8 protein-coding genes and 1 tRNA gene are annotated in these 11,880 nt (G+C 61.3%); 1 reads left to right on the top strand and 8 read right to left on the bottom strand.

What is annotated here, in order from left to right; genetic code table 11:
• A partial coding sequence (locus tag D5S19_RS33280; RefSeq protein ID WP_233574093.1) for a hypothetical protein occupies positions 1-361 on the top strand: 361 nt, incomplete at its 5' end.
• Positions 362-558: 197 nt separating this feature from the next.
• Here D5S19_RS33280 and D5S19_RS22735 read toward each other — a convergent pair.
• From D5S19_RS22735 to D5S19_RS22700, 8 genes are all read right to left on the bottom strand, one after another.
• Entirely contained in the window at positions 559-1,305 is a 747-nt protein-coding gene (locus tag D5S19_RS22735; RefSeq protein ID WP_120025426.1) for a M48 family metallopeptidase, read from the bottom strand.
• Positions 1,302-4,601: a type I restriction endonuclease subunit R gene (locus D5S19_RS22730; RefSeq protein WP_233574092.1), complete on the bottom strand. Its 3,300-nt coding sequence runs from the start codon at positions 4,599-4,601 to the stop codon at positions 1,302-1,304. Before D5S19_RS22730 ends, D5S19_RS22735 begins: the two co-directional genes overlap by 4 nt.
• Before the next feature lie 294 nt (positions 4,602-4,895).
• Positions 4,896-5,069, bottom strand: a complete 174-nt coding sequence (locus D5S19_RS34230; protein ID WP_120025425.1) for a restriction endonuclease — start codon at positions 5,067-5,069, stop codon at positions 4,896-4,898.
• A gap of 964 nt (positions 5,070-6,033) precedes the next feature.
• Complete coding sequence (locus D5S19_RS22720) at positions 6,034-7,215, bottom strand: restriction endonuclease subunit S (protein WP_120025424.1); 1,182 nt, start codon at positions 7,213-7,215, stop codon at positions 6,034-6,036.
• The gene (locus tag D5S19_RS22715) at positions 7,208-9,607 is read right to left on the bottom strand and encodes a type I restriction-modification system subunit M (protein WP_120025423.1); all 2,400 of its coding nucleotides are present in this window, start codon (positions 9,605-9,607) and stop codon (positions 7,208-7,210) included. The genes D5S19_RS22720 and D5S19_RS22715 overlap by 8 nt, the downstream gene beginning before the upstream one ends.
• A 433-nt stretch (positions 9,608-10,040) precedes the next feature.
• Positions 10,041-10,113: transfer RNA gene (locus D5S19_RS22710), tRNA-Ala, on the bottom strand.
• Between the two features lie 72 nt (positions 10,114-10,185).
• Positions 10,186-11,052 (bottom strand): divisome protein SepX/GlpR, encoded by an 867-nt coding sequence (sepX, locus tag D5S19_RS22705; protein ID WP_120025422.1) that lies wholly within the window; start codon positions 11,050-11,052, stop codon positions 10,186-10,188.
• A 161-nt stretch (positions 11,053-11,213) separates the two neighbouring features.
• A complete protein-coding gene (locus D5S19_RS22700; RefSeq protein ID WP_120025421.1) occupies positions 11,214-11,873 on the bottom strand; it encodes a GNAT family N-acetyltransferase in 660 nt (219 codons plus the stop codon).
• Between the last annotated feature and the right edge of the window lie 7 nt (positions 11,874-11,880).

Here is an 11,880-nt window from a genome sequence, read left to right as displayed (position 1 = left end):
CTTTCGTGCAGCACCGCTTCAGCCACCTACTACATCAGGCGACCTCCAGCGCTCGTGGCACACAGGCTTTTACCAGGAACGCGTTGTCCTTCTCCAGCTCATTCACCTGGCGGCGCAGGCGCTGCAGTTCGGCCCGCTCGGCCGCCTCCAGGGGCTTGTCCCCGTGGACCTCGGCCGCGTCGATCCGGCGTCGTTCGTCTTTGACCCACTGGAAGGAAATCCGCTCCTACCAGAGCCAGCCCCATCGAACCGCAGCGTTAAACAGCCGACCGCTTCACTGACGTCGGCAGACGAGGTCGCGGAGCTCAGTGCGAACGTCATCGCGAGCATGACAATTCTCGCTATGCTCGTCGAGGGGTGACCGATGCTGGCTGGCCCCGCGGGTGCGGTGCGCGACCTTTAGATATGCAATTTCTTGTCAACGTACAGCAACTAATTGTTCTCCGACTAGATACGACCCGCAGCACGGAGTCGCCCTGCCTGTTTGATAGGTCTTAATCGATTGACAGCTTCAAAAGGTCTGGTCCGACCCACGCCCGTTGGACTGGAAAGACCAGCTCAGTCGTGTATCCGGCGAACACTAGCAGGGATCCACAGACTCGTTCCGGCTTCAGACAACCGGGACTTTCTTTGATCGTAGTCAGGTAGAACTCGCCGTACCGCGGCCCAGAATCTCGTTGTGTGATTAGGCTCATCGACGTGTGCTAGTTCATGCACAATCACATAGTCAATCAGGCTCGGGGAAAGCTGCATGATGGCCCAGTGCAGGTTCAACCGCTCGCCCTTCCCGAGCGATCCCCACCGATAGCCGAGGTCACGTACGTCGAGTTGCCGAGGCCGCGCTGCCATTTTGGCCGCCCACGGCTCGATACGCGCCGGCAGCCAGTGTAACGCCTCCTGCCGGTACCAGGCGATTAGCTCCTCGGCGCCACGGCCGGCCTCCGCCGACTCTCTCGACATTCGGAGCCACCCGTCCCGTAGCTGGACCTCGGGCTCGTCGCCAAGTCGCAAGCGATAATGACGGCCGAGCAGGTCGAATCCTTCGCCGGAGAGGAACTGCTTGGTGACCGGAGTGGCGACCAGCCGGTCTTTGTCGGCGAGCTTCCGATAAACCCAGGCTGCCCTCGCCCGCGCCCAATCCACCAACGCGGACAACTCCGCGTCCGCGGGCGCGCGCAGGACTAGGTCACCGTCCCGTTCGATGGTGATGCCAAAGGTCGACCGCGCCGCTGAGGCGCGCACCGCGAAGTCGAGCCCACCGACGCGGACTGTGAGAGGCAGGTTCGAGGAAGCGACCGGGATCATCGTCCCCCAGTAAACCTTGAGTGGTTGGCTCTGGCCAACTCCAACACGCTGGTCGACAGATCTTCGAGCCGGTCGAAGTCGAACAGGTCGTCTCCGGCGACATTGACGACAAGTCGGTCAAAGATCCGCATCCGCAGCTGGTCCTGTTTGAACGTGTTGCCCCAGAAGCCGACGAGCTGGATGTCCTGCCTGATGTGGAATATCACGTCGACTGTGGCAGCACGCACGGCGCTGTCTCTGTCCTCATCGAGAGCGCAGTCCTTGGTCAGACCTGTCACCGCACTACGCAGGAGGTCGTACAACGCCGCCTCCACCGGTGAAAACTCCCCGTCGCCAGCTTGGCGGCCCGCACGCGCCTCCTCGACAAGCGGCCACAGTGCCTGCACCAGCTCCTCCGCCTGGTCCTTCAGGTCTTGCAGGATTCTCTCCAATCGTTCGGAGAGCCGATCGTAGAACTCGGGATCCTCATCACGGTGTTGGTCGATGTGATGCCGGATCGCGTGTTCCATCTCGGAGGCCCTGGCCCGCGCATTGGTCATGGCGCACACCTTGCGATCGAAGTCGGCCGCAGTGACGGAGACCGGTGGAATCGTCTGGTCGACTCCATGTGCAATCACGTAGTCATCGATGAGCTGGCGTACCTTCGCGCCGTACAGCGAAACGTCGAAGCCATTCAGATCGCGGTAGCGGTTGCGGGCCTGACGCTGGATGTTGCCGAACGTCTTGAACGGCACGATGTGCGGCTTGGCATCCAGTCGCGGGAGCACGATCTCCATCGTCTCGGCGAATTGCTTGAGCGCGTCCTCGAACTCGGTGCGCAGCTTCTCGTCTTCAAGTAGCTGAACACATTTCTCGATGTCGTCCGGCGTGTCAAAACTCGTCACGCCCCGCTCAGCGAACAGCTTTCTGACGATGTGTTCCCGTTCACGCAACTTCGGGATCTGCTCACGGATGTCGGCCAGCACACCTTCAAGATCATCACGTGCATAGGCGGCCAAGGCGGCCCGCAGGTTGTTAGCAACCCCGAAGAAGTCGATGACATAGCCGGCCCGTTTGCCCTTGCGCGACCGGTTCACCCTAGCGATCGCCTGGAGCAGCTCGGCTTCCTTGATGTGCCGATCCAAGTAGAGCACCTGCTCTACAGGCGCGTCGAAACCGGTCAACAGCATGGACTTGACGAGCAGGAACGCCACCGGTGATGTCTTCTCCGGATCGCTGTTGCCGCCGGTGGGCAACGGCTTCTTGAAGTCCTGGATGGCTTGATTCTGCCGCGGCTTGTTGGTCCAGCGCGACAGTTCCGCCTCATCGTTGTGCTGGCCAGAGATGACCGGTACGAAGTCGAGCCGCGCGATGAGGTCGCGGTGACGCCATCCCCGGACCAGTCGGGCGGTCGGACCGCCGCGTAGGGCGTAGTCCTCGGCTGCCTTGGCAGTGCGCATACCGGGCGGGAGGCTGTCGAGCTGTGCCAGCAGTTCTCGTTGCGCCTTCTGAAATGCCCCGCGGTAGCGCACCGTCGCTGTCCTGCTAGTCGCCACTACCTGCGCTTTGAAGCGGTTGGGCAGGATTGTGTCCACATAGTGCGCGAGCATGTTGCGGGCCTTGGCCTCGATCAGGTTGGGCGCCTCCAGCACGTGGCCCTTAGTCGCCCAACGCTGCTTGATCCGCTCCAATTCTTCTGGAGTGCGCTCAACGAACATATCGTCGAACAGCTCGTCTAGATCATCATGATCGCGTACCGAGCCACGTGTCGTTCTGCCTTCATACAGAATAGGTACCGTCGCACCGTCCTCTTCGGACTGCTTGATGGTGTACCTGTCGATATAGGTGCCAAAAATGTCCAGGGTCTTCTTCCGCTTGCCCATGATGATCGGCGTGCCGGTGAAACCGATTCGTGCACAGTTAGGCAGCGCGGTCAGCAGGCTCATGTGCAGGTCGCTACCGTGGGACCGGTGCGCCTCATCGACAAGCACCAGGATGTTGTGATCAGTGTTGAGCTCACCGAGATCGGCGAACTGCTTGGTGAGTTCAGCGGCTTCGGCGGCTTTCTCCTGCTTGGTCGAGCCATCTGGGTCGCGGTGCTTCTGGATCATCGCGAAGACCAGGTCCTTGCCCTTCCGGGCTAGGTGTCTCTTGAGATCCTTGACGTTCTTGGCAACCTCAACCGTCTCGTCGGCGAGCTCCGCGGTATCGCTGAGCTGCTGTTGAAGCTGTGCGCGGTCGGTGATCACCACGACCTTGAAAGATCTCAGCGCGGGATCGCTGCGCATTGCCTTGATCAGGAAGACCATGGTCAGGCTCTTACCGGAGCCCTGGGTGTGCCAAATGATGCCGCCGCGTCCGTCATCAACCCCGGGCGCTTTGGGCTGGCCGGTTTTGAGCCGCTCGATGGCTCGGCGAACCGCCCGGTACTGCTGATAGCGGGCGACTACCTTGATGGTCTGGCCGTCATCGGTTTGAGTGAATAGCGTGCAGTGCCGGATGAGGTCGAGCAACCGCTCTGGCCTCAGCATACCCGCGGTGATCTGCTCCTGGAGGGAAAAGGGCGTTGCGTGGCTGACCTCGGCGCTCACCTCGTCCTCCGTCGCCGGTTCGATGGTCTTCCACTGTGCGTAGTGGTTCGGCGCCGCGGTGATCGTGCCGGCCCGAGCGTCGTCGAAACAAGTGCCGATCATGAGCTGGTTGGTATGGAACAGCCGCTCGTTACCCTCTGTGATGTCCCCACGTCGATTGGCGTACCGCCGCAGCTGGTCGATGGCGTGCATGAGCGGGTCGGTAACCTGCCCCGCCTTGGCCTCGATCACCACCAGGGGAATGCCGTTCACGAACAACACCAGATCAGGGATGATGGCCTTCCGGTTGTTTGCGGGCAACTGCACGCGGAACTGGTCCATCACCACGAAGTCGTTGCGTTCCGGATGTTCCCAGTCGATGTAGTCGACACGCACCTGCCGCTGCCGGGCACCACTGGGCGGCGCGACCTCGATGCCACCAATCAGCAGGGCCGTCAGCTCCTGGTTGATCTCCAGCAGGTCCCGCCCCGCCGGTCGTTGCAAAGCGCCCACCATCTGCGAGATGCGGGCATCATCCAGCCATGGCTCCCCGTCCGCGCCAAGGTTGATCTTGCGGAGTGCTGCCCGCAGCCGGCGTTCGAGCAGCACATCCCGTGTCGAGTCACGCTCAAGATACCTCCCGGCGACCCTGCGGCTCTCGACATGCTGCCATTGCATCGCCACCAGCTGCTCGATGAGCGGCAGCTCGGCCACCATGCGTTCGGACAGCGGCTTGTTAGACGCCATGCAACCTCCCTGTTACCTGAACATGGTGCAGGAAAATCATCGATTGGGTGAGTGCTTTCCACTACGACTTGGCAAGAAATTACTGGCGGTCCGTCAACAATGTAGTTGATCACTCAACCTGATTCTTCGACAAGGGCCCAGACCTGCTTCAGCAGCAGATCGGCCTGGATGCCCGCAGGGAGCTGTCACGGCGATGGAAGATCCCTGCCAGCACATCGTCGGCATTTCGCAGCTTGAGCACGAACCGGTGCGCGTTCAGCAGGTCACGAGCCGATTTGGCGACTCCGCCCCACACTACGAGTAGCCCAGGTCGGCCTTCTGCCCAGAGACCGCGCCGAGCAGCTGTTGTACCACGGGACTGCCGACCTGAGTGGTGCCGGATTTGGCCAATACGACAAGTCTCGGCGCGTCCAATCTCAGCAGACCGGTACCTGCAAGATTGTCAATGCCGCCGTCCGCACCTCCCAGCGAGGCGTCGCGTGAATCCCTGCGCCCGCAGAATCGCTGCGATGAGCGCGGTCAGCCGGTGACCGGTGAACACCTCGCCAACCTTGGCAGTGGCCTGATCGCGGGCGTACCGCTCGATATCAAATATCCGAAGACGATTCACCTTCGGTAGCGTCGTCGCTGACGGAACTCTTGGGTCGCGACCCTGTCGGCTTCTCCACAGGGACGAGCTTCGCCCTAGGATCACGCTTGGTCCATAGCAACTCGGCGGTGCGCCGCGTCCCGTCGTCTTGGTGAGATCTCACAGATGGTCGAGAACGCACCGAGTGTGCGTAACCGGTCCTGCTTGATGACGGTTCTCGACACATCGGTAACAACCCACTCAACCGGACAAATATGGTGACGCTCCGGATCAGGCTCATCGAGATGCACGCAGTCGCCGAGAATACAGCCAATAGCGAGTTCTAGGCCCGGCCTCAGCGACATGACCACGAGGTTATTTTTTACATGACACCGCGCAGCGCCCACAACTGGCTAGTGAAAGTACGAAAACGCGGCTTCCTTCAACGTCGGCAGGCCTGCACGAGAACAACAGCGACGAGTTCCTGACCGTGCGCGTCGGCCAGGTTATCCACTTCACCGGACCCACCGCCGGTATAGCCTTTGTCGAGCGCTCACCCGATTCCGCTCACCCGCCTTACCGGAACACGCTACCCAGGCCGCGTGCATTTCTCCTTTACCGTGATCTCACCATGCCGCAGCAGACAGAAGGGTCAATTGCCAGGGCTCGGACCTAGTCGGATCGGCTTCACTGCACGGCGCGATCTTGCATACCTGTCTAACAGTTCACGCGCAAACAGGGCCTCGTAAGAGCTGTTCACGCAAACCGTTCCTTATCGGCTGCACCAACCGACCTTGACCCAGGCGCGCTTTTTCCGTCCTGACGTGTCAGGGCGATTCACCACTTCTGGTCGGCCCATGACGATCAAACTTTTACTCGCACCCGCCCAGTCAGCAAGTCCCGCATCAAACCGAGTTTCAGCCGTCGAAGCTTGGTCAGATCATGCATTTCAGCGATAATCCGATCGTCGGCAGCGCCAAGAATAGACATGATTCTGCGCTGTTCGTTGATCGATGGCACAGGAAGTTCAAGGTTCCTAAATTGATTCAGGTGTATATGCTTCAGTCCGCTGCCAGAAGATTGCGAACCCAGCTGACGATAGAAATACTCACTAACAAAGAATAATGCAATAAACTCTGGCATCACCACTGTCGGCCGAGGCCTGAGCATTGCAACGGAAACAAAGATACTAAAAGCCCCATGCTGTTTGCCAACGACCCGAGCAACGCCAAGCGTTCCATCCTTCGAAACAAGGACGTCACCCGGCCGAGGGTCGGCACGGACGGAAAACGCCCTATGATCACTTGCTGTGATATAGCGACACGGACTAAGTGAGATGCCGCGAGTACGCGTCAGGTTCTCCACCGTAACAAATGGAACACCTTTCTCAACATATCGCGGCGTGGCATGGACCCCATCGACGATCTTGGTTGTTAACTGCCCAAGGGTAAGGAGGCGCCAATCCTCTTGAGCGGATTCGAAAGACAATAGATTATTGAGAAGGCCCTGCTTAGCCTGCTCAAGCTTCGCGATCATCCGCTCGGTGGAGCGGATCGACTCATCGACCGCGTCGAGAATGTCTGCAATCTTCCGTTGCTTATCGAGGGATGGAACCGGTACTGAATACCGGAGAACATCGGACTCATTCACGGCAGGATAGTTGGATCCAGCTTCAAATTTTCGAGACTCGCGTTTAACTATATCGCTCATTATGAGATGGTAAATGTAGCGGGAGTGCGAGCGAGAATTCGACCTCAAGACCGCAAAGCCGGTGGAAGCAACACAGGTTTCGTCAGTGTCGACATAGGCATGGGAGCACAGTGCAGGCCGGACGGTTCCGTAAAGAATGTCGCCACGTCTAACCAGTCGCCTGGCCCGGCTTGGAGCTGAACGAAACGAAAATCTGCCAACAGCAGGCCAGTTGATCGATCCCCTGTCAACAGATCCTAGATCAATGTATTTGAATACGAATTCCGGAGGAGTTCTTGCACTCAACAGGTCAGGACTTGGGTCTACCAGGTCCCTAATCTCACCAATACTATTCATAGCCAAGCTCCCGGAGAAAAAGGTTGAGCTTCATGGCTGCAGCGTCGCGATCAGCTTCGATCTCGTGAAGCGGTACCGTGTACTTCTCTGCCCAGTTCTCCAAAGCAGTTGCGATTCTACGACGCTGGGATACAACCTGCACGTCAAGATGCACGGATACCTCATTTCGGAGGACGGCCAGTATGAGGTCGCGTTCAGCCTCTCGACCGAGAATTTCGCGGGCCATACTCAGGCTTCCAGGGAAGCCCTGGCGGATGGCCTTCCACTTCTTTCTGGCGGCGGTCAGCTCTTTCTTGCGTTTCGCCAATTCAGCGTCGGAGACAGCGAGTTCGGCGGGTTCATCTTCGTCGTCCCCGGCGGCGCCCGATGCTTCCTTGACCTTGGCTTCGATTTCGGCGCGGGCAGCTTCGGCGTCGGCCAACTCGCGGAGAAAGTCTGGCACTAGGAACGGGACCAGTTTGTGATTAAAGGGATCGAGTTTGGATTCGGTGTCCTCGAAGCCATAGAGCACCGTGTCGATCCAGGCGTCAATCAGGCCGCCGAAGCCGCTGGTGGCCAGGGTACGCAGGTCGTATTGGACGCCGTCCCACCAGCGGACGATCACGCCGGCTGTCTGGTAGTGGTCGAGCAGGCCGACCGGTTCAATCGTCTCTGCGAAGGCGTCGAGTAGTTCACGGCGGGCGAGCATCAGTTGCTTAGTCTCGGGCAACCGCTCCAGGACCATGACGTGCTGGCCCCACCACTTGTCCATGGCCGCGTGTAGTTCGGCCTCGCGAGTCTGCACACCGACGCTCGACTCGACGATGTCCTTCAGGTCCGTCTTGGACAATCCGTCGGCGAAGTCAAGGTAGTCGGCGTCGCGGTCAACGAAGACTCGCTCACAGGGGTCGAAGCCGTGGGCAGTGAACAGCTTGGCCTTCGCAGCTACCTCGGTCCGGGGGACGCCGCCGTGAAGGTGGGCACGAACGTCATGGGGTTCCGGGGGCGGGGCGTTGTCGGCGTATCGGCGGATGTTGAGGTTGTCGTCGTTCTCCCTCAACTCCTCGCGGGTGACGACCTTGGCGTAGCCCGGGATATCCTTGAACGCCTCATACGCGGTGACGATCTTCTCTGCATGTTCGGGGAGCAAGTGGTTCTGGGCGCGGCCGGCGACGAATTCGGCGTCGGCGTTTATGAACAGGACTTTGCCCGTCTTCTCCGCGGGTTTCGAACCGGGAGAACGGAACACGATGACACAGGCGGGGATACCGGTGCCGTAGAACAGGTTCGACGCAAGACCGATCACGGCTTCGATCGCGTCGTCGTCTAGCAGCTTGGTGCGGATCTCCCGTTCAGGGCCCCCACGGAAGAGCACACCGTGCGGCATGACGGTGGCGCCGATACCGTCGCTCTTCAGCACTGTGACCATGTGCTGGACGAACATCAGGTCGGCCTTCTTGCTGCCCTCGGGCACTGTGCCCCAGCGGTACCGGTGCGGGAACCGCATGCCATCGGTGAAGAAGTTGATCGAGAACGGCGGGTTCGAGAGCACCCGATCGAAGTGCTCCAGTTCGCCGCCCTTGGTGTGCATCGGCTCGGTGAGGGTGTCACCGTTGCGGATATCGGCGTCCGCGATACCGTGCAGCAACAAGTTCATCTTGGAAATCGACCAGACACCGCCGTTGTACTCCTGGCCACACAGCCGCAGGTCGCGGGAGTTGCCGCCGTGTTCCTCGACGTAGTCCTTGGAGAAGATCAGCATGCCACCGGAGCCGGAACACGGATCGTAGATCGACTTCCCAGCTTCGGGCTTGACCAGCCGCACCATCATTCGCACTACGGAACGCGGGGTGTAGAACTCGCCACCCTTCTTGCCTGCGGAGTCAGCGAACTCGCCGATGAGATACTCATACGCCGCGCCGAGCAGGTCGGGGAACTCGAAGTCCTCGTTACGCAGCCGATAGTTGCCGAAGTGCTTGATCAGTTCTCGCAGCTTCTTGTCCGGCAGTGTGCTCTGACCGACCTTGCGGGTGAAATCGATGTGCTGCACCACACCCTCCAGCGCGTGGTTCTCCTCCTCTAGCCGCTGCAACGCGATGTTCAGGCCGTCGCCCACCCGGTTGTGCACCTCGTCGCGCAGGTACTGCCACCTCGCCTCGTCCGGCACGAAGAACGCGCCGTGGTAGAAGCTCTTGACGTACGCCCGGCGCTCTGCCTCTTCCTTGCTCACACCTTCGGCGAGCTGCCGCTTGACCACCTGCTCGCGGGCGGCTTCGAACTGGTCGGAGGCTCGCTTCAGGAAGAGCATCCCGAAGATGTACTCCTTGAACTCCGAGGCATCCATCTTGCCTCGAAGGATGTCGGCCGCAGCGAACAAGTGCCGCTCCAGCTGCGGTAACGTCAGCTTACGCACTCCAACCCCGTCCTAGTTATTGATCTTGCGTCAGTGAGCGTAAGGATGACCACCGACAATCCGCGCGACTGCCGCGTGCGGTGAGAGACCTACGACCCTAGCGACCCCGTGGCGATGCGACGACACATGGTCGGTATTCCGGCGCGTAATCATACTGGCGTGTCGTTGATCGTGTAGGCCACGTCTTGAAAGGAAGTCGTCGAAGGAAACTCTTGCAGAGGTACCTTGTCGAAGGTCCGATGATCGCGATCCTGAGGGTACCGCTACCACTCATAGGCGTTCGCGCGCGGATGACCACGTCTGTGGACCCTAGGGGAGCCTATTCGAACCCCGGACCGCTCAATGCAACCGAACGGGGTCCCGGAGCTCGGCCCCGGAGGACACGCGGAACAGAAAAAGCTCGCGCTCTATGCGAGCGCGAGCCTGCCATCTGTGGAGCTGAGGGGAATCGAACCCCTGACCTTCTCGATGCGAACGAGACGCGCTACCAACTGCGCTACAGCCCCTAGGAGCACAAGGCCCCGTGTTCAGTGCTCGTAGAGCGTATCAGTGGCCCAGAGAAGCACAGAACACGGGGGTCACTCTCCGACGGCTCGGCGGTACGGGCCGCCCATGCCGGGTTCGTCGAGTTCCTCGAAGGCCGGGTCCTCGTCGTCCAGAGCGACCACCACGGCCTGGCGGCGGACGCGGGACATCGGCGAGGGCTTGCGTTCCACGATCTCGCGCGGGGCCGGGGCGACGACCTCCACGTCGTCTTCGGGCTCGTCCCGGTCATCGGCGACGGGTTTGGCGGTCGAACGGGCAGCAGACGGCTTGGCCGAGTCGGGGCGCCGCGCCGGGCCGGTGGTCGCGTAGCGGGCCATCCGGCGTTCGCGGATCTCGCCCTCGATGCGGACCTGGCGGCGCAAGTAGATCAGGTAGCCGATCAGGGCGAGGTCGACCGCGCCGTGTGCCCACCAGGCCAGAGAGAACATGAATCCAGCGATCACGGCCGTGAGGATGGCCAGGATCAGCAGGATCACGACCACCCGCTGACGGAAGGCGTACTTCGCACGGGCGGCGATCTCGGCTGCTTCCGGATCGAAGCCGCCGCGGCCGGGCCGGTAGCTGCGCGGTTCGCGCTTGGACTCGGCACGCCCGGACTCGGCCCGTTCCGCGCGCGCGGGCTGCGGCAACGGTTCCACCGCTGGTGCCGGCTCCTCGTCAAGGTCGGCATCGAGTTCCGACTCGAGTTCCGCGAGATCGTCTTCGACCGACGGCTGCACACTGTCGGACACGGCGTGTTCCTCCTGTCCTTCGCTGCGAGCGCTCCCGCTGCGCACCACCCGTGCGGCCAGTGCCGAGGAAGGCGTCCTTGCGACCTGCTGGCGCTTGCGGGCCACCATGGGCACGAGAACCACGAGCCACGCCGCGGCCAGTGCAACGATGATCAGCGAACTGGGCATCTCCCGTCACCTCCCCCGATCCTCTGCTGTAGTCACGCTAGCCACAACAGTCACACAGGGGTCGCAGACTCGCCGGGTTCGATCACGAAAATGCATCACCGCATTAGGTGAATCTCACATGATGTGGTAACGCGTGTTCGGAGGTCGACGCGGAGTCACCATCAGGCCCGTTCGGCACGCCCCGTGGTGAGCAGCCGCGAGACCAGGCCATCCCCCGTCTCCTCTTTCGTCACGGCGAAGCACAGGTGGTCCCGCCAGTCGCCTGCCACGTCCAGATAGCGTTCGAACAAGCCTTCCTGCCGGTAACCTGCCTTGCTCAGTACCCGCAGGCTGGCGTTGTTCTCCGGACGCACGGTCGCCTCCAGCCGGTGCAGCCCGGCCGAATCGAAGGCGTGATCCGTCACGAGTGCCACCGCGGCGGTCGCCACCCCGCCGCGCACGATCTCCGAAGAAACCCAGTACCCGATCCAGGCCGAGCGCAATGCCGCACGAATGACGTTACCCACGGTGATCTGCCCGGCGAATTTTCCGTCGACCGTGATCGTGAACGGAAGGCACTGCCCGCGCCTGGCCAGCCCCCGCAACGCGGCCCATTGCGAAGGCCACGACCAGAACGCATTGCGGTCCGACCACTGTCCGATACCGGTCGGCTCCCACTGCTCCAGGTGTCCCCGGTCGCGCAGCCGGACGCGGCTCCAGTCCGCCGCGTCACGCAACCGCACCGGCCGCACCGCGACGACCCCGGCCGGGACGCGCAGCGGGCCTAGCCGTGCGGGCCAGCCGGGATGGCGGCTTTCCACCGGGTAGGCGAGTGCGGCCACGAACCGA

Source organism: Amycolatopsis panacis, from assembly GCF_003600245.1.
GTDB lineage: Bacteria > Actinomycetota > Actinomycetes > Mycobacteriales > Pseudonocardiaceae > Amycolatopsis > Amycolatopsis sulphurea.
Note: the sequence above shows the minus strand (reverse complement) of the source record. Positions and strands in the feature narration are given on the sequence as shown.